Raw genomic sequence first — 23,927 nt, forward strand, 5'->3', positions numbered from 1 at the left:
CGAAGGGCAAATCGAGAAAGACAGAACCATGCAAGCAGATTTCGTCATCATCGGCTCGGGCTCAGCGGGGTCCGCCCTCGCCTATCGCCTCTCCGAGGACGGCAAGAACAGCGTCCTCGTCATCGAGGCGGGCGGCAGCGATTTCGGGCCGTTCATCCAGATGCCGGCAGCGCTTGCCTGGCCGATGAGCATGAAGCGCTACAATTGGGGTTATCTCTCCGAGCCGGAGCCGAACCTTAACAACCGGCGCATCACCGCGCCGCGCGGCAAGGTGATCGGCGGCTCCTCCTCGATCAACGGCATGGTCTATGTGCGCGGCCATGCGGAAGACTTCAACCGCTGGGAGGAGCTCGGCGCCAGCGGCTGGGCCTATGCCGACGTTCTCCCCTATTTCAAGCGGATGGAGCATTCGCATGGCGGCGAGGAGGGCTGGCGCGGCACCGACGGGCCGCTGCATGTCCAGCGCGGCGGCTTCACCAATCCGCTGTTTCGCGCCTTCATCGAGGCCGGCAAGCAGGCGGGCTTCGAGACGACCGAGGATTATAACGGCAGCAAGCAGGAAGGCTTCGGGCTGATGGAGCAGACCATCTTTGCCGGCCGTCGCTGGTCTGCCGCCAATGCCTATCTGAAACCGGCGCTGAAGCGGAAAAATGTCGGGATCGTCTACGGTGTGGCGTGGAAAATCGTCATCGAGGACGGCCGGGCAACCGGTGTCGAGATCGAGCGCGGCGGCAAGGTGGAGGTGGTGAAGGCCAATCGCGAGGTGATCGTTTCGGCCTCCTCCTTCAATTCGCCGAAGCTCTTGATGCTGTCGGGCATCGGCCCCGGCCAGCATCTCACGGACATGGGCATTGCGGTGAAGGCCGACCGGCCAGGTGTCGGCGCCAACCTGCAGGACCATATGGAATTCTACTTCCAGCAGGTGAGCACCAAGCCGGTGTCGCTCTATTCCTGGCTGCCGTGGTTCTGGCAGGGGGTGGCGGGCGCGCAATGGCTGCTGTCGAAGGGCGGGCTCGGCGCCTCCAACCAGTTCGAGGCCTGCGCCTTCCTACGCTCGGCACCCGGGCTGAAACAGCCCGATATTCAGTATCATTTCCTCCCCGTTGCGATCAGCTATGACGGCAAGGCGGCGGCGAAAAGCCATGGCTTCCAGGTGCATGTCGGCTATAACCTGTCGAAATCGCGCGGCAGCGTGACGCTGCGCTCGCCCGACCCGAAGGCCGAGCCGGTGCTGCGCTTCAACTATATGAGCCATCCGGAGGATTGGGAAAAATTCCGCCACTGCGTCCGCCTGACCCGCGAGATCTTCGGGCAGACGGCCTTCGACGCCTATCGCGGCCCGGAGATCCAGCCGGGTGAAGGCGTGCAAAGCGACGAAGAGATCGATGCCTTCCTGCGCGAGCATCTGGAAAGCGCCTATCACCCCTGCGGCACCTGCAAGATGGGCGCCAAGGACGATCCGATGGCGGTGGTCGATCCGCAGACGCGGGTGATCGGCGTCGAGGCCTTGCGCGTCGCCGACAGCTCGATCTTCCCGCATGTCACCTACGGCAATCTGAACGGCCCCTCGATCATGACCGGCGAGAAGGCCGCCGACCACATCCTCGGCAAGCAGCCGCTGGCGCGCTCGAACCAGGAGCCCTGGGTCAATCCAAGGGCGGCGGTCAGCGATCGGTGACGGCGGAGGCCTGATCAAGCGTCCGTTGTCAAGCCAGGCGGCACCTTGTAGCCTGGGACGGCAGCTGGGAGGTTGGAAACATGGCGCTCAAGCGGATGGACAATGTCGGAATCGTCGTCGAAGACCTCGCGGCGGCGATTGATTTCTTTCGCGAACTCGGCCTCGAACTCGAAGGACAGGGCACGATCGACGGCGAATGGGCCGGACGAGTGACCGGACTTGTCGATCAGCATGTCGAGATCGCCATGATGCGCACACCAGATGGACACAGCCGGCTCGAGCTCTCCCGCTTCCTCAAGCCGGATGTCATCGCAGATCACCGCAGCGCCCCGGTCAACGCGCTGGGCTACCTCCGCGCCATGTTCACCGTCGACGATATCGACGACACCCTCGAAAGGCTCCGCAGGCGCGGCGCGCAGCTCGTCGGCGAGGTCGTCCAGTATAAGGACGCGTATCGGCTCTGCTATATCCGTGGTCCTGAGGGGCTTCTCATCGGACTCGCCCAGGAACTCGGCTGAGCGCAATGAGGGTCTGTCAGAGTGAGAGAAATACTGATGCAGGCATGAGAAATCGCTCGCTCAGCGCGCGCGCCTGCCTGAGATTGATTTGCCGTTTCCCACTGAGGATCTCAGAGACGACGGACTGAGCGCCGACTTCCGGCACCTCGGACTGGCTGAGGCCCCGCTCCTCCATAATATAACGAAGTGCATCGGCTCCGGTCACGGGAGGCATCGGCCGGTTCTGCTCGTCATAGGCCTCAACAAGGTCCGCCATGCGAGACGCAAGCAAGGCCAAAGGATGATCATCATCGTCGCCCACTTCAACGAGAATCTCATCAAGCTGCTCCACCAGACGATCATACTCAGCCTCGTTGATCGGCATGGCAAGAAGAGGAGCCACATGCGTCCAGTGCTCGCTTACAAGTTTTACAAGTGCGCTCATTGGCCTAACCCTTCCATGCTCCTTCAGCCTATTGATATAAACTCATTTCGCGATCGACGAAATCTTTCACAGAAATCCGATCCACCGTCCGGCCAACAGGGCGGCGATCCAGGTTGCGGCCGACAGGGCCGCGGAGAAGCGCAGGCCGGGCCGGATCAGGCCGGTTGTCATGAGCGTCTTCCACGCTGGCCCGAGATGGACGGCAAGGAGATTGAGCAGGCCGAGCCCGATCAGGACGAGCTTGGTGAGGAAGGCGGGATTGGCGGCATATTCGACCGCCCGCACGCTGAAGAGGCAGAAGCCGGTGACGACGGCCGCGGCAAGGCCGATGCCCGCCGCGCGCGACAGAAACGGCGCGATGATCTCCGCCGGCACCTTGCGGAAGAAGCCGGCGAGCCTCAGATCGAGCGGCAGGATGGCGCCGACGAGAAGGCCGATCGACAGGATATGGCCGGCATTGACGAACATGTAGAGGGTTGCGGAGCGCCGGAGCGCAACCGCGGGCATCGTGGCCGACAGCCATTCGAGAACGGCGATCACGACAGGTCAGTTCGTCCGGATGCGATCGGGATAAATATCGTAGCGCTTGTCGCCGATGGTGATGCGCACGGCCTTCATCCGCTTCTCGCTGCGATCCTGCGAACGGTTGCCGAGAGCGATCACCTGGTCGCCGGGCTTGGCGACGCCCTCGACGAAGCCCGAGCGTTCCGTCTGGCGCGGATTGCCGAGCTCGACACGCCAGACGCCGTCATCGGCTGTGGCAACGTCGAGCGTCGGATGCGGCCCGCCCATGGAAATCTTCTCGATGGTGCCGCGAAGCTCGATCTGATCCGCCTCGGCCCATGACCAGCCGTGATGGGCGGCAGCGCTCGTCGCCAGGGCAGCCGACAGACCAACGGCCGCCAGCAGATGCTTTGTCGAAATTGCAAACATGGATCTTCTCCCTACCCGAATGGACAGGCAGGTGGAGCATCGCAGCGGCGAGAAAAGGCATTTCACCAAATCTTGAAGAAGGTCCCGCAGACTCTCGAGCGATGCTCAGGCGAGCAGGCGGGTGACTTCGGCGCCATGCCGCGGCCCGACGGCATCGGCGATGGTCGTCGAGAACAGCACCTTGCGGGTGGCGTCGGCGACCTTGGCGAAGACGTGGCGGATTTCGCAGGTCTGTTCGCCGTCGCAATCGTCGCATTTGCGGTAGGCGGTGATCGACAGGCACGGCAACGGAGCGATCGGGCCGTCGATGATGCGCAGGATTTCGCCGAAGGTGATGGTGTGGGCGGGTTTCAGCAGCAGATAACCGCCCTGCTTGCCGCGGCGGCTGACGACGATGCCGTGATGTTTCAGGTCGAGCAGGATTTGTTCGAGGAACTTCTTCGGGATCTTCTGCTGCGCGGCAATGTCGGAAATCATCACCGGTTCGTCGGCATCGGCATCTGCCAGAACCGTCAGCGCCCGCAGCGCATATTTCGCCTTTTGCGTAATCATCTCGGACCGTCGACACACACATGCGGCGCGAATTCCGCGCCGCTTCAAAGGTACATCAGCCTCTATGGCACAGCCAGCATGAACGGAATTTGAACGCGCCGGAGAAAGCCTTGAGGAACAAGCGTTTTGGCCTTGTTTTTCGCCCTTAGCCAAGCTTACTCAATCTACGCCGAAACTGTGGCTTCCGCACCTTTTTCGCCATCACTTCAGATTTCGAATTGACAGGCTGCGTGTAACTCTACTATTTTTGTAGACATACCAGCTGTTCGCGGGGATTTTTATCCTCGGGCGGCTGTTTTTTTGCATTGCGGCAGCTTCGGAGAGATATTTGCTCCTCCGGCCGCAGCTTTCGAAATCCCTTTTTCTGTCCGATCCAGGATTGAACTGCGATACTCCGGTCAACAAAGGACAGGATTCTCATGACTGTTATCGATACGATTGCGGAAGAAGGGCCGATTGCGGAAGCCAAGGCGCTGAACGACAAGCTGGCGGGCCTCGACCTTGCCGGACGTCTGTCGCTGGTGGCAGGCCTTGGCAGGCGCGTCGTGTTCACCACCTCGCTCGGCATCGAAGACCAGGTGATCAGCGCCGAGATCGGCACGCACCGCCTGCCGATCGACATCGCGACGCTCGAGACCGGCCGGCTGTTTGCCGAGACGCTGTCGCTGATCGAGGAGACGGAAGCCCAGTACGACATCCATATCCAGCGCTTCACCCCCGAAAAGGCCGATATTGATGCCTATGCAGCGAAATACGGCCTGAACGGCTTCTACGAAAGCGTTGAAGCCCGGCATGCCTGTTGCGGCGTGCGCAAGCTGAAGCCGCTTGCGCGCGCTCTCGAGGGTGCAACGATCTGGATCACCGGCCTGCGCCGCGGCCAATCGGCCAACCGCGCCGAGACGCCCTTTGCCGAATATGACGCCGAACGGCACCTGTTGAAGGTCAACCCGCTTGCCGATTGGGACCTGGAGGCAATCAAGGCCTTCGTTTCCGACAATGGCGTGCCGGTCAATCCGCTGCATGCCCGCGGCTATCCGTCGATCGGCTGCGAGCCGTGCACCCGGGCGATCAAGCCCGGCGAGCCGGAGCGCGCCGGCCGCTGGTGGTGGGAGCAGGACGAGAAGCGCGAATGCGGCCTGCATGTCGCCGAAGAGGCCTCGGTGATCGCCGCACAATAATCAACCCTCACGGCTTTCCCAATCAGGGCGCGGCGACCGCCGCAGCCTTTGGGGAAGCCAACATCAAGGACTTGTTTGCGGGCAGCCGCAAACGACCGATAGCCTGGAGTAAGACATGCCCGATAGCCGTCCGGATACGGAACTCAGCAATCCCCAGAGCGCCAAAGCGCCGCTCGACCCGCATCTGAAGGCGCTGGAAAACGAATCCATTCATATCTTCCGCGAGGTTGCGGCCGAATTCGAGCGTCCCGTCATGCTCTATTCGATCGGCAAGGATTCCTCGGTGCTGCTGCACCTGGCGCGCAAGGCCTTCTATCCCGGCCGCGTGCCCTTCCCGCTCCTGCATGTGAACACCGGCTGGAAGTTCCGCGAGATGATCGCCTTCCGCGACGAGACTGCCAGGAAGTACGATCTCGACCTGATCGAGCACATCAATCCGCGCGGTGCGGCCGAAAACATCACGCCCTTCACCCATGGTTCGGCCGCCTTTACCGACATCATGAAGACCGAGAGCCTGCGCCAGGCGCTCGACGCCGGCCAGTTCGACGCTGCCTTCGGTGGCGCGCGGCGCGACGAAGAGGCAAGCCGCGCCAAGGAGCGCATCTATTCCTTCCGCACGCCCGATCACCGCTGGGATCCTCGCAATCAGCGTCCGGAACTCTGGAACGTCTATAACGGCATGATCCGCAAGGGCGAGAGCGTGCGCGCCTTCCCGCTGTCGAACTGGACCGAGGTCGATATCTGGCGCTACATCCAGGCCGAGGACATTCCGCTGGTGCCGCTCTATTACGCCAAGAAGCGCAAGTTCGTGGAGCGCGACGGCATGATGATCCTGGCCGAGGATCCGCGCCTCGAACTCTTGCCCGGCGAAGTGCGCCAGGAAGGCATGATCCGCTTCCGCACGCTCGGCGACTTCCCGCTGACCGGCGCCATCCGCTCGCAGGCGACCACGCTGGAAGAGGTGATCGCCGAACTCGAAATAGCAACGGTGTCCGAACGCCAGGGCCGCGCCATCGACCGCGACCAGTCCGGCTCCATGGAAAAGAAGAAGCGTGAAGGATATTTCTGAGATGACCGCAGCCAACACCGCCGTCTCGGCCGCAACCGCCGTCAGCCTCCCCGCGGCCGAGCCGCAGAAGGCCCAGCGCGACTCGCGCCCGCTGCGCCTCATCACCTGCGGCAGCGTCGATGACGGCAAGTCGACGCTGATCGGCCGCCTGCTCTGGGACACCAAGGCGGTCAAGGAAGACCAGGCCGCCACGCTGCAGCGCGATTCCACCGGCAAGCAGAACGATCTCGGCCTGCCCGACTTCGCACTGCTGCTCGACGGTCTGCAGGCCGAGCGCGAACAGGGCATCACCATCGATGTCGCCTATCGCTATTTCTCGACTGACAAGCGCTCCTTCATCGTCGCCGACACGCCCGGCCACGAGCAATATACCCGCAACATGGCGACCGGCGCCTCGACCGCCGACCTCGCCATCCTGCTGGTCGACGCACGCTTCGGCATTCTGGAACAGACGCGCCGTCACGCGACCATCGCTTCGCTGCTCGGCATCAAGCAGTTCGTGCTTGCCGTCAACAAGATCGACCTGACAGGCTACGACCGCACCGGCTTCGAGAAGATCAGCCATGAATTCCGGGAATTTGCCCTGTCGCTCGGCGTCAAGCAGATCACTGCCATTCCGATGTCGGCACTGAAGGGCGAAAACGTCGTCTATTCTGGCCAGGCCGCCATGCCTTGGTACACAGGCCCAACGCTGGTGGAGACGCTGGAGCTGGCGACCGTGCGTTCGTCGCAGACGGTCGGCTTCCGCCTGTCGGTCCAGCGCGTCTCGCGTCCCGGCGAAAGCTTCCGCGGCTATCAGGGCACGGTTGCCGGCGGCTCGGTCAAACCGGGCGACAGCGTCATGATCCTGCCGTCGGGCATGGTCGCCAATGTCTCCAAGATCGTCACCTTCGATCTGGTGCGCAACGCCGCCGTCGCCGGTGATGCGATCACGCTGGTGCTCGACCGTCAGGTGGATGTGGCGCGCGGCGACATGATCGTCTCGATCGACGCCCAGCCGCAGGTCGGCCTCGCCTTCGACGCGCAGATCGTCGCCCTCCAGCCCGAGGGCATCGAGCCCGGCAAACGCTACTGGCTGAAGAGCGGTAGCCGCCGCCAGCGCGTCCAGGTGCAGCCGTTAAGCCAGTTGGAACTGAAGACCGGCACGTGGAACGCCGCCCAGCGCCTCTACATGAACGCGATCGGCAAGGTGCGCCTTTCCTTCGACGAAGCGGCGATCTTCGATCCCTATGAACAGAACCGCCAGTCCGGCTCCTTCATCCTGATCGATCCGGAGACCAACAACACGGTCGCCGGCGGCATGGTGACCGGCAAACGCACCGAACTCGGCGGCCTGCACACCGGCGACGCCCGCGTCATCCTCTCGCTGCCGGCCGATCTCGCCGAACAGATCATGGCCAGCGAACTCTTCGCCAGCCGCAGCCACGAGGCCGAGGTGCGACGCATGACGGCCGCCGAAGCCGCCGACCTGTGGTCGAGCGCTGCGAGCGATATCTGATAGGAGATTAGGGCTCCCTCCGCCCTCATCCTGAGGTGCCCCGAAGGGGGCCTCGAAGGACGAGGGCGGCCACCGGCGTCTCTTCGAGGACGATGGGGAGTGCTCATCACCCGCCCCCGTCCTTCGAGGCCACTTCGGGGCACCTCAGGTTGAGGGCTGATCGATGTGCCGTGTGGCTGCTCCCTCAACTTAAATTTTCTCTGCCGGCCTCTAGGGGCGCCCAAAAATATCTTTTGCAGAAAACGGACGTCTTCCGTTCACGATTCGCTGTCTGGCGCTTGCCCGCGGGCCGATGTGGGACCATTTTAGATCAGATCCTGGCGATGCGGTAAGACGAGAGGTCATGCCTTGCAACGCTCATTTCGACCTCGACTTGACGTGGCGCCTTTTCTCGACTGATCCCCGAGCGAGGAGGTTGTCCATGTCCACGCCCTATGTCGACCATCCGCTGCAACCGGGCGACCCGGTCCCGAACGTTGTGTTTGACGCGATCTCGCGCGAGGGGAAGATCGCACTTGATGATTTTCGTGGCCGCAGCCCCTTGTTGATCGGTTTGTTTCGAGGCCTGCATTGTCCGTTCTGCCGGCGCCATGTCGCGGCCATGGCCTACCTCAACCCGATGCTGCGTGAGAAAGGCGTTCAGTCCCTGGCTGTGGTAAACACCCCGGTCGAACGCGCGCGGCTCTATTTCCGCTACCATCCGATACCCGATCTTCTTGCGGCTTCCGACCCGATAAAGGCTTCGCACCGAGCCTTCGGCTTACCCGAGGTCGGGATCGACGCGGTCATGGCGATACGGATCGATCTTCCGGGCGAGTTGCCCGAGCCGATGAACCCGATGGCAATGGATGAATTTATCAACGAGAAGGAAGGCTATCCAATTACCGAGGCCGACCGGCAGATGATGACTGCCGACAAGGGACAGCTTGTCGGTCAGTTCCTCATCGACCGGGAGGGCATCGTACGCTGGAGCTTCACGGAAGTTCTGGAGCCTGGGGTGCAGACGTTCAAGGCACCGAATTCCCAGGAATTGATATCGGTAGCTTCCCAAGTCGCACTGTGACAACGAAATACTCCCACCGTCCGGTTGGGCCTTTTGCGGTAGAACACTCGGCATCACCCGTCTATAAAGGTGATGCTGCGTTGGCTTTTTTAGCGGTAACCGATGCCCCATTCTCCCGAATCCACAGGTGAAAGCGTTAGCGGTTCGAGTTCGGGTCGCAATCAGAACCTGGATCCGGCAGCGCCAGCGGCCACCTCGGATTCGCCAGGAACCAGCCAAAGCGACGACCCGCAGCCGCCCCATGGATCCTTCGACCAAACCAGGCAGGCCGCCAGAACTCTGTTCCGTGCGATACGCCAAGATTTGCAGGCAAATTCTGCCTTGGCGAAGGTCAAGGCGGCCGTTTTGTCTTGGAGGGCGAAGCTGAGGAGGTCGGAGCGACCTGGGCCAGCCTCGGCTCCCCTGACATGGATGACGACCGCCTTGGTCAAGGCGGGGCGCGGCATTCGCGATCGGCGTTTAAAGCCGCGTGAAAGTCGAAAGAGCGGATGTCTCATCGCGGGCTGGCGGAAATATGCGGTGGGGTTCGCGCTTCTTGTCTGCCTCCTCGTCGGAAGCGTGCTGGTGTGGGCACTGAAAGACGTGCCGTGGAGTGAAATCCGCGATGGAACGTTAAAGCCGGTCGTCGTTTTGGAAACCGCTGACGGTGCGCCGTTGGTAAGACAGGGGCCTTATCAGGGTCCATATGCGCGATATGACCAGTTCCCGCCGCATCTGATCGATGCCGTCCTTTCGATCGAGGATCGCCGGTTCATGGATCATTTCGGCATCGATCCCCGAGGCATCGCGAGGGCGCTTCTGCGGAACCTGGAAGCAGGCTCGGTGGTGGAGGGCGGCAGCACGATCACCCAGCAACTTATCAAACTGCAATATCTCGACAGCGACCGAACCATAAAACGAAAGATCCAGGAAGTCGTCATCGCTTTCTGGCTGGAGTGGAAGCTCGGCAAGGAGGAAATCCTGACGCGCTATCTCAACAGCGTCTATCTCGGCGCCGGCGCCACCGGCATGCCTGCCGCCGCCCGCATCTATTTCAACAAGGACATCGGTGCCCTCAACCTGCCGGAGTCGGCGATGCTGGCGGGATTGCTGCGGGCGCCGAGCCAATGGAATCCCATCGATAATTTCGAAGGCGCCCGGCAGCGCACCATGGTCGTTCTCGACGCGATGGCGGCCAATGGCAAGATCACCGCGCCACAGGCGTCGGAGGCCAAGACGAGCTTTGCCAAGCTGCACCCGACGACGCCGACGCCGCGCTCCGGAAGCTGGTTTGCCGACTGGATTTCCCCGCAAGCGAGCGAAATCGCCGGCGCCTCGCCAGGCTCGACCACGGTGCGCACCACGCTGGTGCCGCAGTTGCAGCAGATCGCCGAACGGGTGGTGAAAAGAGCCCTGGACGGTGAGGGAAAGACGGTCGGAGCATCGCAGGCGGCCTTCGTTGCGATGACGCCGGACGGCGCGGTCGTTGCGATGGTTGGCGGGCGCGACTACAAGGCGAGCCAGTTCAACCGCGCCGTCACGGCGATGCGCCAGCCGGGTTCCACCTTCAAGCTGTTCGTCTATTACGCAGCGTTGAAGGCTGGGCTCACTCTGTCCGACTCGGTTCTGGACGCGCCAATCGACATCAACGGCTGGTCGCCGGAAAATTCCGGTGGCGACTATCGCGGTTGGGTAACGCTTGCCGAGGCCTTCGCGCGATCGCTGAATGCCGCGTCGGTGACGCTTGCCGAAGAGGTCGGTCTCGACAATGTGATTGCCGCAGCCCGCGAACTCGGCATCGACGCGCCACTGGCCGATACGCCGTCTTTGGCACTCGGCACATCCGAAGTAAATCTGCTCAACCTCACCAGCGCCTATGCCTCCGTCCAACTCGGCAGGGCGCCCGTCAAGCCCTGGGGCATCATCGACTTCCAGGCGGCAGGGCAGCCCAACACATTTCGCGTTGGCCAACAATCAAAGCCGAATGTCGATCTTTCACGCTACCAGTCGGATCTCCTCGGCCTCCTGCAACTGGTGGTCGAGCGCGGCACGGGACGTGGCGCCGATCCCGGCAGTTTTGCGGCCGGCAAGACCGGCACGAGCCAAGATAATCGTGATGCCTGGTTCGTCGGCTTCACGGACGCGCTCGTCGTCGGCGTCTGGGTTGGCAATGATGATGATGCGCCGATGAAGGGGGTAACGGGCGGGGGCCTGCCGGCGCATATTTGGCGGGACTTCATCCGCGGGGCGACGACCGAACCAACGCTGAACGGCGTGCGATCTGCCGAAGCAGTCGTCGATGGTCAAGGCGCACCGTCCTGCAACATCACCGCCTGCTCGCGCAGTTACCGCTCCTTCCGGCCATCCGATTGTACCTATCAGCCCTATTCCGGCGGCCGACGGCTCTGCGAAAAGTAAAGTGGCTCCGGAGCGCCGGCCATGCTCGCCCGGCGTGCGGTGTTTCCGATCAGCTGCAGCAGGCGCCCGCGAACCAGACGCAACTACTCCCCCAGAACGTTTTTCAGCGCATCGATGACGACGCGAATGGAGGGGACGTCTTTGATATCCGAATGAACAACCAGCCAGACTTCTCTGGTCAAAGGATGTTCCGTCTCGATGCGCCGGAGACCACTGGATTCCAGGACGACGAAATCGGGTAGCATGACGACACCTGCGCCAAAACTTGCGGCTGCGGCCTGAAACTCCAGAACGGACGACCTGACCGCGATCGGCCGGCCGGCGGCCAGCTCGATCAGCCGCAACTGTTGCGGTGAGGCGTTCATGGTTTCGTCGTAACCGATGAAGGTCCAGTCCTGCGGTGGAACGGTTTCAAGATAGGTCTTTGTTGCGTAAAGGTGAAACCTTGTCTCGCCGAGCTTGACGATCGAGTAATCGCCGTCCTCGGGACGAGACATCCGCACGGCGATGTCGGCCTCTCGTCTGTTCAGCGAGGCGAGGCGCTTTTCCCCGACAAGCGTGATCTCAACGCCGGGATGGTTGCGCCTGACCGCCGCGATCGGCTTTGCCAGCAGCACGCTCGAGAGTGCCGGGGGAGCGCTGATCCTGACGTGACCGCGCAATTCCGTGGTGCTGCTGCGACCAAGCTGCTCGATGGCCGCTGTCTGGACCGCCACGAGAGCTGCGTGCCTGGCAACCTGCTCTCCGTCCTGGGTCAAATTGATGCGCCGCCCGCGCCGGTCGACGAGCTTGCGATCGAGGCTGGCTTCAAGCGAGGAAATCCGCCGGCTTATCGTGGCGTGTTCGACGCCGAGCTGCTTTGCGGCGCCAAGCAGCGTTCCCGACTGGGCGAGCGCCAGGAAATGCCGAAGATCGTCCCAGTCGATATTTGTGAATTCTCTCCCAATCATTGTGAAACAATAGGGAATTTTCACACATCACGCCATCGCTTAATTTCCCGGCATAAAGGAGAGCACGAGCGATGACCGAGCAAATCGTATGGCTGAACGCCCCCGGCGATGTCACCCAGTTCCATGTCGAGCAGCATGATTGCAAGCCTCCCGGTGACGGCGAGATCAAAATTCGTCATGAGGCGATCGGAACCAACTTTCTCGACGTCTATCACCGAAAGGGCCTTTATCCGATGCCGTCCTACCCCTCAGTGATCGGCGCCGAGGCGGCGGGCATCGTCGAGGATGTCGGCGCCGGCGTCTCGATGTTCAGAAGGGGTGACCGCGTCGCCTATGCCGGGCCTCCGGTTGGCGCCTATCGCTCCGCGCGGAATATTGCCGCTGAAAGGGCGATCAAGCTTCCGGATGCCGTTTCAGCAAAAACGGCAGCAAGTTCGCTTCTCAAGGGCATGACGGCCTATATGCTGTTGAAAAAGACTTATGATGTGCGTGGGGGAATGCAGGTTCTGATTCATGCTGCCGCGGGCGGGCTCGGCAGCATCCTCGTTCGCTGGGCCAAATCGCTCGATGCCACGGTGATCGGGACGGTCGGTTCTGCCGAGAAGGCCGCGCTCGCTGCATCATGTGGAGCCGATCACCTTATCGTTGGACGAGACGCCGATATCGTCGCGGAAGTGAAGCGGCTGACGAACGGGCTCGGCGTAGACGTCGCCTATGACGGTATAGGCGGCGACACGCTCCTCAAAACCATACGCTCTGTCCGGCCATTCGGCATGGCTGTCACCATTGGTCAGGCCGCCGGTGCCATTCCGCCTGTGCCTGTCGAGGAACTTCGCCCGGGCAAGGCCCTCTGCCATCCGAGCATCATGGCCTGGTGTGCTGACATCGGACAGTATCGCGAGGCCGCGCTCGCTGCAGTCGGCGCGATGGAAACAGGAATCGTTTCGCAGATCGCTGCCGAGTACCGTTTGGCCGATGTTGCCAAGGCGCACGAAGAGATGGAATCCGGGCGCTCGGCGGGCAGTATCCTGCTGATACCCTGAGTGCTGTTAGAAGAGGCGCCGGCGAGCTATTGTTCGGTGGTGCTTCGCGGTCCTCCGGCGCGGTTTCGGTCCATTTATCCAAAATATGGCATTATATTATGCATTATAGATATCTACTGCTGTAGTCGGTGTTGAGCTAAACGTGCCCGCCATTGAGGTGGGCTATCGGCATGGGCCGGCCGCCCTCCCCGCATAAGACGCCTGGCAATCCCGCCGGCAGCCAATGAAGGGAAGGATGAAAGCCATGTCTACAGACAACAAGCCGCTGATCGCGGTTACCGGTGCAACGAGCAAACAGGGGCGCAGTGTCGTTGCGACACTTCTTCAAAGCCAGCGCTTCCGCGTCCGTGCTTTCACGCGCAGAAAGGATTCGCCGGAAGCTTTACGTCTGAAAAGACTCGGCGCTGAGATCGCGACCGTGCCTCTCGAACTCGGCCGTCAGGAGGATCTCGTTGCCGCCTTCAAGGGCGCGGATGGCGCCTTTCTGATGACGCCGCCGATCGCCGCGCCGGAGGAAATCGAGGCGCCTCTCGGCCGGCAATTGGCGGATGCGGCCGTCGAGGCCGGCGTCGGGCATATTGTGTTCAGCACGCTCGAGAATGTCGACAAGATCACCGGTGGGACGAAATATGCGCCGCATTTTACCGATAAGGCCAGCGTTGCAGATTACATTCGCGGCCTGCCGGTCTCGCATTCCTTCATCATGCTGGCATTCTTTTACACCAATCTAATTGAATATTATGCGCCTCGCATGGAAGGTGACACCCTGCTGTTGCCGATTTATCTTCCTGAAGATTTCGCCGCACCTTTTGTCGATCCGCTGACGGCGACCGGGCCTGTTGTCCTCGAAATCTTCTCAAACCCAGAGCGCTACAACGGCAAAACGCTGCCGGTCATCGGCGAGATCATTTCTCCGCGGGAGATGGTCGAAACCTTTCAACGCGTGACCGGCCGCAAGGCCGAGTATCGGAACGCTTTCGACAGGGAGGGCCTGCTCAACTATTTTCCGGAGTTTGCCGCCAACGAATTTTTCGTTCGAGAGCTTCTCGGGATGGTCGAATATGCCGTCGAGTATGGCTATTTCGGCAAGGAGCACGATCTCGAATGGAGCCGGCGCCTGGCTCCCGAGACGCTCAACTGGGAGCAGTTTCTACGGACGTCGGGATGGCGCGGCGACAAGCGGTCTTTCGGAGCTTGAAGCCCTTCTCGCGATAACGACATGCTTGAAAACAAAGACTTACGATGGCCGGATGCCCGGCAGCTTGGCGATCTCGGCGGCAAGAAAGTCGACGAGGAGCCGAACCCGGGCAATGGCTGCACGCTCCGGCACAATCAGCAAGCTCACCGGAACCGGAAAAGGCTGATAGTCTCCAAGCACGACCTCGAGCCGGCCATCGTCGAGAAGATCGTGAACCAGCCAGAGATGGGTAGGACCAATGCCGCGCCCGGCGGCCAGGGCTGCGCGCGCCGCAAGCCCGTGATCGACGCGCAACCGCCCGCTGACCGGGATTGTCAGGCTGGTGCCGTCGGGAGCGGAAAGAAGGAGCTGATTGCTGCCTGCGACGTTGGACATCACGACGGTTTCGTAGCGTGACAGATCGGCCGGACGCTCCGGCCGTCCCCGGGCGGACAAATAAGCCGGAGCGCCGACCAGCAGCCGCTGGCTCTCTCCGACCGCATGAAGTTTCATCGAGCTGTCGGCGAGCGGTCCAAGACGCAGCGCCACGTCAACGCCTTCGCGAACCAAATCGATCCGCTCGTCCGTCAGGTTGAGGTCGATGCGGATATCAGGATGCCTGTCCTGGAAGGCAAAGATCATCCGCGTGACATGCATGACGCCAAGCGCTGCCGTACAGGAAAGGCGAACTGCGCCGGCGGGCGCCTGGCGGGCATCTCTGGCTTCTTCGGCAGCCTGCTCGACCAGGCGCAAGATCTGCAGGCAGTTGGTATAATAGCGACTGCCTTCCTCCGTCAGGGTGACGCGACGCGTGGTGCGGCTGAGAAGCGCCACGCCGACAGCCTCCTCCAGTTCATTGAGGTGCCGCGTCACGGTGGATTGGCCGACGCCCAGCTCCCTTGCGACCACCGACAGGTTGGCGCGCTCGGCGACGCGAACAAAGGTACGCATTCTGTCGAAAGACAAGCCTATCTTATCCATTTTTTGAGCACAGTGATTGTCATTCTGTCCATATACGGAATAGTCCCGATGATGCCCAGCCCAGGCTTCAGCAAGGCTCGGCGCCACGCCTATTGTCGCGGTGTCTTAACAGGTTACCGTGTCGAGCCGCGCGGGATGATCGAAAAACCGCAATTGACCCTGTCTTCGTCAAGCGGTTCGTCGCGGATGGCGCGCAGCAGCATGTCGGCGACGCGGTAACCGATGTCCTGGCGCGGGATGTACACCGTCGTCAGCGACGGCTCGATGAAGGCGGAGAATTCCAGATCGTTGAAGCCGCAGATGCCGACCTCCTCCGGCACGCGGATGCCGCGCGCCTTGCATTCGATAAGGACGCCGAGCGCCAGTTCGTCGCTCTGGGCAAAGACGGCATCGACGTCGGGCACGCGTTCGATTAGCCGGGCAAACAGTTCCCGGCCGAGGCCGGTCCGGCTTGTCGCATCGCCGCCGATGATGAGAGCAGGGTCGAAACACCGGGCTTCCCGCATCACCGCCTCATAGCCTTCTATCCGCCGGAGCGAGCGGACATCGGCGCCGCGGCCGAAGAAGGCGATCCTCTTGTAGCCTCTCGACAACAGGAAACGGGTGGGTTCGGCGCCTGCCGTATAATGATCGAGGCCGACGACCAGCTTCTGCGGCTCCTGGCTGAGATCGGTGACATGGGCGATGGGACAGGCGGCATTGTCGATCAGCGGCAGAAGATCGCGGTAGGATTCGGCGCCGGCAATGATGACGCCGGCCGGCTTCTGCGTCAGGAAGGATTTCAACAGGCCGGCCTCGCCCTCGGCATGGCGCAGCGTATTGGAATATTGCACGGTGAGATCGGTGTCGCGGAAACGATCCTCGATACCGACCATCAGGCTGGTAAAGCCGTATTGGTGCAAGGCGGGCGTGATGACGGCGACGATGCCGTTGTGGCGGCCGGCCAGCGCCCGGGCGGCGAGATTAGGAATATAGCCCATCTCCTCGACCGCGCGCAGGATCTCCTCGCGCAGATCCTCCGAGACGATTTCGGGATTGCGCAGCGCGCGCGAGATGGTGATCGGGCTGACACCCACCTTCTTCGCCACATCGCTGAGCTTCACAGGCGCGCTGCGCCTCGGCTTCTTCCCCCGCTCCACCGACTTGCTCATCGCCTCCCCGTCTGCCGCTGCGGACTCGGCGATTCTCCGCCATTACTTTCTGCAGAAGAAATAATTTAGAGTCTACTAACATCGTATGATGACGACATATTTCGCGCAGGCGGCGGGATCGTCTGCTGCCAATAAGCCTATTGTTTTCGATGGATATCCGAGCGGAAGGGATATGCCTGAGAGAACCAGCCGGCATTTGCCGATGCGCCGCAGCCGCCTTGAGCAGCGGCCGGAAATGAAGGTTAAACCCAAGTGAAACCTTACAAATCGGCAATATAAACATGATCGATATTTAATTTGTAAATCGGTCCGGCGGGATCATATGAATCCCAAGCGCGAATTCTTCCATTCGCCAGGCCGCCGCCCCCGACGACTGCGCGTGTCCCCAAGAGAATTGGCGCCCTACGCCATCCGACGCCAGGTCCCATGACATGGAACCACGACGCCACCAAAAGCCAATCTTCTTCCAAAGGGCGACCGCCCAAGGGATTACCGCCATGTCACACATCCTCCGCAAACACCGCACCGCAGCGCTCGTCGGAGCCGCCATCCTCGCCGGCGCGGCCTGCCTGCCCTTTGCGATCAACAGCACGACCGCGCTGGCCGCCCCTTCGGATAGCGGCGGCATTCTGGCCGCAGGCGGCTCATTCGCCACGATCGTCGAGGCCGACAAGCCGGCTGTCGTCACCATCACCACGACGATGAAGGCGAGCGACGTCAGCGCCGATCAGCAATCGCCAATGGACGAACAGTTCCGCCAGTTCTTCGAGGATCAGGGCATCCCCCTGCCCCGACAGGCGCCGCGCGATCAGCCCTCGCAGCATGCGATGGCGCTCGGCTCCGGCTTCATCATCAGCCCCGACGGCGTCATCGTCACCAACAATCATGTCATCGACAATGCTCTCGACATCAAGGTGACGCTCGACGACGGCACCGAACTGCCGGCCAAGCTGATCGGAACCGATCCCAAATCCGATGTCGCCGTGCTGAAGATTACGGCCGGCAAGCCGCTGCAGACCATCGCCTGGGGCGATTCCGACAGGCTGAAGCTCGGCGACCAGATCCTGGCGATCGGCAATCCCTTCGGCATCGGCACCACGGTGACGGCCGGCATCGTCTCGGCGCGCGGCCGCGACCTGCACAGCGGGCCCTATGACGATTTCATCCAGATCGACGCGCCGATCAACCACGGCAACTCAGGCGGCCCGCTCGTGGACCGCGAGGGCAAGGTGGTCGGCATCAACACCGCCATCTATTCGCCGAACGGCGGCAGCGTCGGCGTCGGCTTCGCCATTCCCTCCGACGAGGCCAAGGCGATCGTCGCCAAGCTTGAGAAGAACGGCTCGATCGACCATGGCTATCTCGGCGTGCAGATCCAGCCGGTCACCAAAGACGTCGCCGATGCCGTCGGTCTCGACAAAACAGGCGGGGCGCTGGTGGCCGCCGTGTCCGCCGATACGCCGGCCGCCCAGGCCGGCCTGAAACCCGGCGATATCGTCACCTCGGTCGGCGGCGAGGCCGTCAAGACGCCGAAGGACCTGTCGCGGCTCGTCGCCGATCTTTCGCCCGGCACGCGGGAATCCCTCGGCGTCTGGCGTGACGGCAAGACGATCGATCTCAACGTCACCGTCGGCACCCACGAGGACGGCCAGAAACAGGCGGCGGCCGAAAACCCGGAAACGCAGGGCCAGGCTTCGGGCCAGCCGAGCCTCGGCATCGGCCTTGCCGACCTGACGCCCGACGTGCGCCGGCAGCTCGACCTGCCGCGCTCCGTCAGCGGCGCCGTGGTCGCCAGCGTCAATCCCGACAAGTCGGCGGCCGCTGCCGGCATTCAGTCGGGCGACATCATCGTCTCGGTCAACGACCGGCCGGTGCACAACGCTCGCGATGTCAAGGCTGCGATCGCCGAAGCCGGCAAGGCCGGCCGCAAATCGGTGCTGCTGCTCGTCGAACGCGACGGCAGTAAGACCTTTGTCGCTGTACCCTTTGCCGCGGCCTGATGCGGCCGCGTCCGGCAGCAAAACCTTCGTCTCCGTGCCGTTTGCCGCGGCCCGAGACGGCCGAGCGTTGCGACATCCGAAACCGGAGAGGGAAAGCCCGTGATGACGGGCTTTTGCTTGTTTCTGTCCGGTCCCGGCACACGGCTGCCGCCTCCAGGCCAATCCTGCCACTCGTATGGTAAATTCCCGAGATTTCCCGCGAAAATCTGGTGAAGCCGGCGGTTTTCCGTGCCGGAAAGCGACACCAAAACAAGCTGTTGCGCCATTGCCTGACAAGCCGGCGTGGGGCAACAAGCTGCCGCCGGGCGAATTAACCCTACCGGCTTACCTTAATATCAGCATCCGCTTGAATGCCCCCCGCCCTATGCCATCGTATTTTCACGATTACTAATTGTCCGGAACAGCTCACCGGACCCATAGCCCGCCTTTCCCTGGAGAGACCGGCTTCATGCAGCAAGGCGCAGCAACATCAAACGGAGGATATACCATGAGCAATGTCGTGGAATTTCGTGCCAAATGCCCGCATGTCGAAACTGTGTCGGACTGCCGGCAGGCGCTTGAAGCGCATGTGATGAAGATCGTCGCCGAGGCGGTCGGCTGGGGCTTTGCACCGGCGGAAGCGGCCATGGTGGTCGCCGATATTGCAGATGATTACATTCTGATGCTGTCGCGCGAACTGCGGCATTGAACGGCTGGCGCGGACGACCGCATGCCGCCCCCAGCCAAGGGTGGTTTCAGTGGGCCGCGCAGCGCCTGCAGGGGTAGCAGGGGATACAGGAGACGAAAACCCTGCCACGCGGCCCTGCGACCAAAACACCGGCTCGCGCCGGAAGTTCCGAGTGGAGATACTGAAACGGAAGAGTATTTCCTAACTTATTTCTCGATACGGAAATATTCCGTGAGGCACAGTCGCGCAGCCCGAGTAAAAATTGACTATACTATTTGTAGCTGCCGGAGTTTCTGCTTCCGTCTTCGGAAATACAGACAGCAAGTCACCGCCATTTCGGCTGGCGCGGCGGCGCATTGGCCTGGATCTCGTGCAACGGCGCGTGAGACCCGAGCAGCTTCTTCAGCTTCTTCTCCTCCGCCGGCCCAATGCCAAACTTGCGGCAATGCTCCGCGACATCATGCTCCCGCGGACCGGGAATGCGAACTTGGCGATTGTTCATGCTCTTCATGTCTGTTTCCTCCTGAAAAGGATAACAAACAGACGGCGGTTTGGTTCGTTAGAGAATGCTAAAATTTCGATATGCTGGTTGAGCTTCGGCTGTAGCAATATATCAAACCGGGCGGCTGGCGCTTTGCTGCGTTTACTTGGAAATGTTTCCGCCACATGCTGGATTCCTAGAAAAGATTTATGATTCTGCTCAGCTAATCTTCAACCAATGCCTGAGCGCCGCCACCGCGCCATCGCTCGCATAGGCGACAATCCCGCCGGTCGTCAGTCCCGCAAAGGCGATCAGCCCCGAGATCCCGTAGCCGATCGATTTCATTCGTTTCCACTCCTCGAGCGCCGGCCCGACCGTCTCCTGGTTCTTCTCGACGGTTTCCTTGAGCGTTGCGATCTCGGCGCGGAACTGCGCATCGGCGCCGCTGCCGATCGCCACTCTCGTATCGAGATGGGAGATCTGCCTTACCTGCTCGTCGAGGCGCTTGTGGATCACCGCCCTTCCATCATGAGCATTGGCTTTTTCGTCGCTCATCTCCTGGCGCAGCAGTGCGACATTTTCCTCGATGCCGGTCAGCCGGCCCTCCACGCGCCCGAGGGCGCGCAGGATATCGTCATTCGATGTCATATCGGCACCCTGTTATGAATTGAATTTCAGCTTTTCGGATTGCGGAATCCCGCTCGCGATGCGGTCGATCATGATGGGTTGCGGGTGAACAAGGGATAGCGGCGAGAGTTCGCCGACGGATGGGGCCGGGCGAACGATGGAGCCCACCGGCAGAATGACGGCGCTGGATCCCATATAGGTGATCACATTGCCCGAAATGCCGGCGATGGTCTGGGTGCTGAGACGAACGACGCCCTCCGGACCGGCGTAAAAATGCAGCTGCTGCTCAGGCCTGAAAATGCTCGCGTCCACGACGGTGATCTGGTTGTAGGCGGTGACACCATCCGTTCCGGCCTGCACGGCGATTGTCGTATTCGGAAGCTCCAGCATGCCGGGCCAGGCGCCGGCTTTCTCAGTCGAGGCCCAGGCTGCGTAGGTATCAATTGCGTCATCGCAGCAGGCCGAAGTCCCGGCGAGAATGTCGTCACGCAGACGCCATTTACCGGAAGCGTCGGTTCCGTCGGAAGGGTAAATGTTGTTTGCGCCGTAAGACTGCCAGGCGGCCCGCATGCCCAAATCATTGACAATGATTGATCCTGTCGCCGGAGAGGTGGCCGAGCCGGCGAACTGATAGGTAAACTGCGTCGGGCTCAATACCGTCACCACGACGTTGCCATTGTATTCCGCCTGAGCTGAACCGGAGATCGTGACTGTCTGCCCTGTCACAAGTCCGCCCGTCGCAGTGGAATGGGTTGCCGTGACCGTCGTTCCCACCGACGTCAGCGTTGCGGACTTGGTGACGGTCGTGCGGCCGAGCGGAGGGAACGCGACGATCTTGACGCCGGCATATTCGGCGCGGATGCGGTTGACCAGCGACCGATAGTTCGTGTTGAACCAGGTGCTGTACGATGTCGAGGTGTCGTTCTGCCCCATCTGGTTGGCGATGACGGTGAAGGGCAGTTTGTTGCCGTTGAAGGCCTTGATCTCGCGGATGATATCCCTTCGCCGGGTTGCGATCGACGAGCCGGATCCGGTGTATTCGCGCACCGATCCGGCACCGGGCATGCCGATCAGGCAATGCGGAATTCGTCCGGCGCCACCGTCCTTGTCGAGCCAGCGACGAAACCAGCCGAGATTGCCGCGGCTGTCGGCGGTGGAGGAATATTCCTGGCGCGCCTCGCCGATACTGTCGACGAAACCGAGGGCGACCGGCCTTCCGTCCCAATCGCCCTTGGCGACCATGAAATCGGCTCCCCAATATTGCGGCTGCGCCTGCAGGCCATAGCTCGTATCGAGGGCGGCGGTGCTGTCGGCGAGCGGCGTGTCCTTGAAGGCAAGCAGCGTGTCGAGATCGCTCGCACCCCAGACACGTTCGCCGCGATGCTTCTGGATGCGGTAGACCGGCCAGATCTTGTCGCCGACGGCCGTGTGATAAAACAGCCAGATTTCCATTTCGCTTTCCGGCGCGACGTCGGCAATGGTCAATTCGTCCGTCCAGGCGCCGTTCGTCTGGTCGGCGACCGTCACCGTGTTCGCGCCGGCGAATGTGCACTGATAGAAGATGCCGGCGACGCGGATGAACATGGCATCGGCGATGACCGAATTGCCGGGCGCGCCGATCGTGCCGGTGACGACAGTTTCCTGCGGCGAGTTTCCACCCTCCGTCGAGGCGAAGCCGGAGAGGTGAAAGCGGAAGGTCCGCGTCTTATATTGCGGCGTGCAAACGACGATCTTGCTGCAGACATAATTCGTCCCGGCGGTGACGATGCCGCCCGACGGCATGCGGTTGCGGGTGGCAAAGAACATGTAGCGGTCGGGATCTCCCGCATTGCCGCCCGTCCCGCTCAGCAGCGGATTGGCAAGGGCAAGCGAAATGGCATTCATCATCGGCGTGTTCCGTATCGGCTGGTGAGGTCATCATAGAATTCGACTGTGCGCCCCTGGCGGGCATTGGCGCGGTCGAGCGCCTGGCGCTCACGGGCGAGGATCGCGATCAACGGCTCGCCTTCGCGCACGGGCGCATGCGCTTCCTGCCTTCTGAGATCGTCGGGCAGCGGCGGCAGCACGAGGCCGGCCGCCGCCCTCCCCTTGGCAACCGCCGCCTGGTTCAGGCGCTCAGTGGCGGAGCAGCCACTGACGATCAGCAGCAGTGACAGCGCAAGTGCGGTTCTTTTCTGAAAGCTCGAGTTCATAGGATCGGATCTCGTTTTCCAATGTGTCTCTGGCGGCCTGCTCGGCGGCCTTGGCCGCCTCCAGGCGCTTGCGATGCTCTTCGCCGGCGTGGGCCGCCGCATCGCGCTGGCGCTCCATCTCGTCCGCCTTGGCTTCGGCCGCCGCCTTCTCGGCCAGCACGACATAACCGGCGCGCGCCTGGCGCTCTGCGGAGGGATAGCCGATCGCGACGGCATAGAGGTGATAGAGGAGGAGCCCGGCGGCGATGCCGGCGGCCATCTTCAGCGTATCGAGAAGGCCGAACATCAGACGCCCTCCAGGCAGAAGGCGCGTTCCTTCTGCCGGCGACGCGTCAGGCCGGGAAAGGTGATGCCGGCGGCGCGGTTCCACTTCAATAGCGCCTCGCACCCCTCGGCCGTCCTGCCCTGATTGATCAGCCGGACCGCGCTCGAACCGCAGGCCGCCTTGACGCCGACATTGTAAGCGAACGAGGTCAGCGCCACGAAACGCGCATCCGGCAAGGGCACGCTGACACAGCTTTCGATGCCGCCCGCATAGGTCTGAAGCTCCAGCGACAGCAGCGCCTTGCACTGCTCCACCGTCCTGCGATCCCCGGGCTTCACCCCATTGGTGCTGCCATAACAGATCGTCCAGGGCGGCCCCTTTGTGGCCGGATCCGGATAGGCATTCTGACGCAGCCCCTCGAAGCTGCCGACGAGTGCCACAGCAGCCGCGGCAACCGCACTGCCCTTTTTCATCCTACCTGTCATTGTCATTTTCCTTGAGGGCCGGCTGGTGAATGAGGCGAGCGATCGGAGATGCCGCTAGGAAGAGGATGGACAGCCATTTCGGTATCCAGCCGTCCAGATACGGGACGATGTACGGACGACCTCCAGAAAGCCGGCGGCATAGACGCACCACATCGATAGCGACCGCGTGAGTACGCGGCGCTTGTGCTTTACAAGGCGCATGAGGACTCCAGTTTGTGGAAGAGGTCAGTCCCGCTTTCGCTGCGGGAGGGATATTACTGACAGGGCTTGCCGGTCACTGCGATCTGGTGACGGAGCGCGTCGTCCAGCAACCAGTACTCAACGCGGTACGAATCCGCCGTGAAGTGAATGCCGTCCGTCGTGGACCCGGGGGTGGCTTGACCATTGATCGTCACCTTCCCGAAGAGATCGACGTATTTAAGCCCACATGGGGCGGCGATCTCATCCTTGATGATGGCGTTCATTTGCTCGATCGTTTCCATCGATCGCTTTACGCGTAGCTTTTCGGCTCGACAGGGGGAATGCTGACGAGGTGACCGTCGTTCCAGCCTGCTTCAAGCGATCGACTACCTGCTGCCAGGCCCTAGGACCCCGGTAT

Annotated in this window: 25 protein-coding genes; 11 read left to right on the forward strand and 14 right to left on the reverse strand. The window is 61.9% G+C overall.

What is annotated here, in order from left to right:
* The first annotated feature begins 28 nt into the window (after nucleotides 1–28).
* The gene (betA, locus tag EFR00_RS23695) at nucleotides 29–1,678 is read left to right on the forward strand and encodes a choline dehydrogenase (RefSeq protein ID WP_077994722.1); all 1,650 of its coding nucleotides are present in this window, start codon (nucleotides 29–31) and stop codon (nucleotides 1,676–1,678) included.
* A gap of 80 nt (nucleotides 1,679–1,758) precedes the next feature.
* Nucleotides 1,759–2,196, forward strand: a complete 438-nt coding sequence (locus EFR00_RS23700) for a VOC family protein (protein WP_077994719.1) — start codon at nucleotides 1,759–1,761, stop codon at nucleotides 2,194–2,196.
* 16 nt (nucleotides 2,197–2,212) lie between these two features.
* Here EFR00_RS23700 and EFR00_RS23705 read toward each other — a convergent pair whose 3' ends face one another.
* The 4 genes from EFR00_RS23705 to EFR00_RS23720 all read right to left on the reverse strand — a co-directional run bounded on the left by EFR00_RS23705 (nucleotide 2,213) and on the right by EFR00_RS23720 (nucleotide 4,105).
* Nucleotides 2,213–2,620: a helix-turn-helix domain-containing protein gene (locus EFR00_RS23705; RefSeq protein ID WP_077994717.1), complete on the reverse strand. Its 408-nt coding sequence runs from the start codon at nucleotides 2,618–2,620 to the stop codon at nucleotides 2,213–2,215.
* 66 nt (nucleotides 2,621–2,686) lie between these two features.
* Complete coding sequence (locus tag EFR00_RS23710) at nucleotides 2,687–3,160, reverse strand: DUF6644 family protein (RefSeq protein ID WP_077994715.1); 474 nt, start codon at nucleotides 3,158–3,160, stop codon at nucleotides 2,687–2,689.
* A 6-nt stretch (nucleotides 3,161–3,166) separates the two neighbouring features.
* Nucleotides 3,167–3,553, reverse strand: coding sequence for a DUF6152 family protein (locus tag EFR00_RS23715; protein WP_038687577.1), 387 nt, complete (start codon nucleotides 3,551–3,553; stop codon nucleotides 3,167–3,169).
* Between the two features lie 105 nt (nucleotides 3,554–3,658).
* Nucleotides 3,659–4,105, reverse strand: coding sequence for an RrF2 family transcriptional regulator (locus EFR00_RS23720; protein WP_010034604.1), 447 nt, complete (start codon nucleotides 4,103–4,105; stop codon nucleotides 3,659–3,661).
* A 419-nt stretch (nucleotides 4,106–4,524) separates the two neighbouring features.
* Here EFR00_RS23720 and EFR00_RS23725 point away from each other — a divergent pair, with 419 nt between their 5' ends.
* From EFR00_RS23725 to EFR00_RS23745, 5 genes are all read left to right on the forward strand, one after another.
* Nucleotides 4,525–5,283, forward strand: coding sequence for a phosphoadenylyl-sulfate reductase (locus tag EFR00_RS23725; protein ID WP_077994713.1), 759 nt, complete (start codon nucleotides 4,525–4,527; stop codon nucleotides 5,281–5,283).
* 115 nt (nucleotides 5,284–5,398) lie between these two features.
* On the forward strand, nucleotides 5,399–6,352 hold the full coding sequence (gene cysD / locus EFR00_RS23730; RefSeq protein ID WP_038687572.1) for a sulfate adenylyltransferase subunit CysD: 954 nt from the start codon (nucleotides 5,399–5,401) through the stop codon (nucleotides 6,350–6,352).
* Nucleotide 6,353: 1 nt separating this feature from the next.
* Complete coding sequence (gene cysN / locus EFR00_RS23735) at nucleotides 6,354–7,850, forward strand: sulfate adenylyltransferase subunit CysN (protein WP_077994712.1); 1,497 nt, start codon at nucleotides 6,354–6,356, stop codon at nucleotides 7,848–7,850.
* Between the two features lie 421 nt (nucleotides 7,851–8,271).
* Entirely contained in the window at nucleotides 8,272–8,913 is a 642-nt protein-coding gene (locus EFR00_RS23740; protein WP_077994711.1) for a redoxin family protein, read from the forward strand.
* A 102-nt stretch (nucleotides 8,914–9,015) separates the two neighbouring features.
* Entirely contained in the window at nucleotides 9,016–11,310 is a 2,295-nt protein-coding gene (locus EFR00_RS23745) for a PBP1A family penicillin-binding protein (protein WP_077994710.1), read from the forward strand.
* 83 nt (nucleotides 11,311–11,393) lie between these two features.
* Here the strand turns inward: EFR00_RS23745 and EFR00_RS23750 are convergent, their stop codons facing one another.
* Complete coding sequence (locus EFR00_RS23750; RefSeq protein WP_183758837.1) at nucleotides 11,394–12,260, reverse strand: LysR family transcriptional regulator; 867 nt, start codon at nucleotides 12,258–12,260, stop codon at nucleotides 11,394–11,396.
* A gap of 71 nt (nucleotides 12,261–12,331) precedes the next feature.
* Between EFR00_RS23750 and EFR00_RS23755 the strand changes: the two genes are divergently transcribed.
* Both EFR00_RS23755 and EFR00_RS23760 read left to right on the forward strand, forming a co-directional pair.
* Nucleotides 12,332–13,303, forward strand: a complete 972-nt coding sequence (locus EFR00_RS23755; protein ID WP_077994706.1) for a quinone oxidoreductase family protein — start codon at nucleotides 12,332–12,334, stop codon at nucleotides 13,301–13,303.
* Between the two features lie 244 nt (nucleotides 13,304–13,547).
* Nucleotides 13,548–14,501 carry an NmrA/HSCARG family protein gene (locus EFR00_RS23760; protein ID WP_077994849.1) on the forward strand — a complete coding sequence of 318 codons (954 nt, stop codon included), beginning with the start codon at nucleotides 13,548–13,550 and terminating at the stop codon, nucleotides 14,499–14,501.
* Nucleotides 14,502–14,540: 39 nt separating this feature from the next.
* On the opposite strand, the gene EFR00_RS23765 is transcribed toward EFR00_RS23760, so the two are convergent.
* A complete protein-coding gene (locus EFR00_RS23765; RefSeq protein ID WP_077994705.1) occupies nucleotides 14,541–15,461 on the reverse strand; it encodes a LysR family transcriptional regulator in 921 nt (306 codons plus the stop codon).
* 113 nt (nucleotides 15,462–15,574) lie between these two features.
* Complete coding sequence (locus EFR00_RS23770; RefSeq protein WP_077994704.1) at nucleotides 15,575–16,612, reverse strand: LacI family DNA-binding transcriptional regulator; 1,038 nt, start codon at nucleotides 16,610–16,612, stop codon at nucleotides 15,575–15,577.
* A gap of 497 nt (nucleotides 16,613–17,109) precedes the next feature.
* On the opposite strand from EFR00_RS23770, the gene EFR00_RS23775 reads away from it, so the two are divergent.
* Nucleotides 17,110–18,612, forward strand: coding sequence for a DegQ family serine endoprotease (locus EFR00_RS23775; RefSeq protein ID WP_077994702.1), 1,503 nt, complete (start codon nucleotides 17,110–17,112; stop codon nucleotides 18,610–18,612).
* Between the two features lie 487 nt (nucleotides 18,613–19,099).
* Nucleotides 19,100–19,300 (forward strand): hypothetical protein, encoded by a 201-nt coding sequence (locus EFR00_RS23780; RefSeq protein ID WP_038687547.1) that lies wholly within the window; start codon nucleotides 19,100–19,102, stop codon nucleotides 19,298–19,300.
* 304 nt (nucleotides 19,301–19,604) lie between these two features.
* On the opposite strand, the gene EFR00_RS23785 is transcribed toward EFR00_RS23780, so the two are convergent.
* From EFR00_RS23785 to EFR00_RS23815, 7 genes are all read right to left on the reverse strand, one after another.
* The gene (locus tag EFR00_RS23785) at nucleotides 19,605–19,790 is read right to left on the reverse strand and encodes a hypothetical protein (RefSeq protein ID WP_004669502.1); all 186 of its coding nucleotides are present in this window, start codon (nucleotides 19,788–19,790) and stop codon (nucleotides 19,605–19,607) included.
* Nucleotides 19,791–19,979: 189 nt separating this feature from the next.
* Entirely contained in the window at nucleotides 19,980–20,408 is a 429-nt protein-coding gene (locus tag EFR00_RS23790) for a DUF1515 domain-containing protein (protein WP_077994701.1), read from the reverse strand.
* Between the two features lie 12 nt (nucleotides 20,409–20,420).
* On the reverse strand, nucleotides 20,421–22,274 hold the full coding sequence (locus tag EFR00_RS23795) for a hypothetical protein (RefSeq protein WP_077994700.1): 1,854 nt from the start codon (nucleotides 22,272–22,274) through the stop codon (nucleotides 20,421–20,423).
* Nucleotides 22,271–22,498, reverse strand: a complete 228-nt coding sequence (locus tag EFR00_RS23800; protein ID WP_039623124.1) for a hypothetical protein — start codon at nucleotides 22,496–22,498, stop codon at nucleotides 22,271–22,273. Before EFR00_RS23800 ends, EFR00_RS23795 begins: the two co-directional genes overlap by 4 nt.
* Before the next feature lie 4 nt (nucleotides 22,499–22,502).
* Nucleotides 22,503–22,865: a hypothetical protein gene (locus EFR00_RS23805; protein ID WP_077994698.1), complete on the reverse strand. Its 363-nt coding sequence runs from the start codon at nucleotides 22,863–22,865 to the stop codon at nucleotides 22,503–22,505.
* Nucleotides 22,865–23,329: a lysozyme gene (locus EFR00_RS23810; RefSeq protein ID WP_077994696.1), complete on the reverse strand. Its 465-nt coding sequence runs from the start codon at nucleotides 23,327–23,329 to the stop codon at nucleotides 22,865–22,867. Before EFR00_RS23810 ends, EFR00_RS23805 begins: the two co-directional genes overlap by 1 nt.
* A gap of 254 nt (nucleotides 23,330–23,583) precedes the next feature.
* Entirely contained in the window at nucleotides 23,584–23,811 is a 228-nt protein-coding gene (locus tag EFR00_RS23815) for an SGNH/GDSL hydrolase family protein (protein WP_077994694.1), read from the reverse strand.
* Nucleotides 23,812–23,927 lie beyond the last annotated feature (116 nt).

The sequence above is a fragment of the Rhizobium sophoriradicis genome (genome assembly GCF_003939025.1).
Classification (GTDB): domain Bacteria; phylum Pseudomonadota; class Alphaproteobacteria; order Rhizobiales; family Rhizobiaceae; genus Rhizobium; species Rhizobium sophoriradicis.

Excerpts from the sequence above, each read along its gene's own strand:
- EFR00_RS23705 (WP_077994717.1), bottom strand. The coding sequence starts at position 2,620 with ATGAGCGCACTTGTAAAACTTGTAAGCGAGCACTGGACGCATGTGGCT.
- EFR00_RS23815 (WP_077994694.1), bottom strand. The coding sequence starts at position 23,811 with ATGGAAACGATCGAGCAAATGAACGCCATCATCAAGGATGAGATCGCC.
- cysN (WP_077994712.1), top strand. The coding sequence starts at position 6,354 with ATGACCGCAGCCAACACCGCCGTCTCGGCCGCAACCGCCGTCAGCCTC.
- cysD (WP_038687572.1), top strand. The coding sequence starts at position 5,399 with ATGCCCGATAGCCGTCCGGATACGGAACTCAGCAATCCCCAGAGCGCC.
- EFR00_RS23810 (WP_077994696.1), bottom strand. The coding sequence starts at position 23,329 with ATGACAGGTAGGATGAAAAAGGGCAGTGCGGTTGCCGCGGCTGCTGTG.
- betA (WP_077994722.1), top strand. The coding sequence starts at position 29 with ATGCAAGCAGATTTCGTCATCATCGGCTCGGGCTCAGCGGGGTCCGCC.
- EFR00_RS23770 (WP_077994704.1), bottom strand. The coding sequence starts at position 16,612 with ATGAGCAAGTCGGTGGAGCGGGGGAAGAAGCCGAGGCGCAGCGCGCCT.
- EFR00_RS23785 (WP_004669502.1), bottom strand. The coding sequence starts at position 19,790 with ATGAAGAGCATGAACAATCGCCAAGTTCGCATTCCCGGTCCGCGGGAG.
- EFR00_RS23795 (WP_077994700.1), bottom strand. The coding sequence starts at position 22,274 with ATGATGAATGCCATTTCGCTTGCCCTTGCCAATCCGCTGCTGAGCGGG.
- EFR00_RS23740 (WP_077994711.1), top strand. The coding sequence starts at position 8,272 with ATGTCCACGCCCTATGTCGACCATCCGCTGCAACCGGGCGACCCGGTC.
- EFR00_RS23805 (WP_077994698.1), bottom strand. The coding sequence starts at position 22,865 with ATGTTCGGCCTTCTCGATACGCTGAAGATGGCCGCCGGCATCGCCGCC.
- EFR00_RS23765 (WP_077994705.1), bottom strand. The coding sequence starts at position 15,461 with ATGGATAAGATAGGCTTGTCTTTCGACAGAATGCGTACCTTTGTTCGC.
- EFR00_RS23760 (WP_077994849.1), top strand. The coding sequence starts at position 13,548 with ATGTCTACAGACAACAAGCCGCTGATCGCGGTTACCGGTGCAACGAGC.
- EFR00_RS23750 (WP_183758837.1), bottom strand. The coding sequence starts at position 12,260 with ATGATTGGGAGAGAATTCACAAATATCGACTGGGACGATCTTCGGCAT.
- EFR00_RS23700 (WP_077994719.1), top strand. The coding sequence starts at position 1,759 with ATGGCGCTCAAGCGGATGGACAATGTCGGAATCGTCGTCGAAGACCTC.
- EFR00_RS23755 (WP_077994706.1), top strand. The coding sequence starts at position 12,332 with ATGACCGAGCAAATCGTATGGCTGAACGCCCCCGGCGATGTCACCCAG.
- EFR00_RS23715 (WP_038687577.1), bottom strand. The coding sequence starts at position 3,553 with ATGTTTGCAATTTCGACAAAGCATCTGCTGGCGGCCGTTGGTCTGTCG.
- EFR00_RS23745 (WP_077994710.1), top strand. The coding sequence starts at position 9,016 with ATGCCCCATTCTCCCGAATCCACAGGTGAAAGCGTTAGCGGTTCGAGT.
- EFR00_RS23725 (WP_077994713.1), top strand. The coding sequence starts at position 4,525 with ATGACTGTTATCGATACGATTGCGGAAGAAGGGCCGATTGCGGAAGCC.
- EFR00_RS23780 (WP_038687547.1), top strand. The coding sequence starts at position 19,100 with ATGAGCAATGTCGTGGAATTTCGTGCCAAATGCCCGCATGTCGAAACT.
- EFR00_RS23720 (WP_010034604.1), bottom strand. The coding sequence starts at position 4,105 with ATGATTACGCAAAAGGCGAAATATGCGCTGCGGGCGCTGACGGTTCTG.
- EFR00_RS23790 (WP_077994701.1), bottom strand. The coding sequence starts at position 20,408 with ATGACATCGAATGACGATATCCTGCGCGCCCTCGGGCGCGTGGAGGGC.
- EFR00_RS23775 (WP_077994702.1), top strand. The coding sequence starts at position 17,110 with ATGTCACACATCCTCCGCAAACACCGCACCGCAGCGCTCGTCGGAGCC.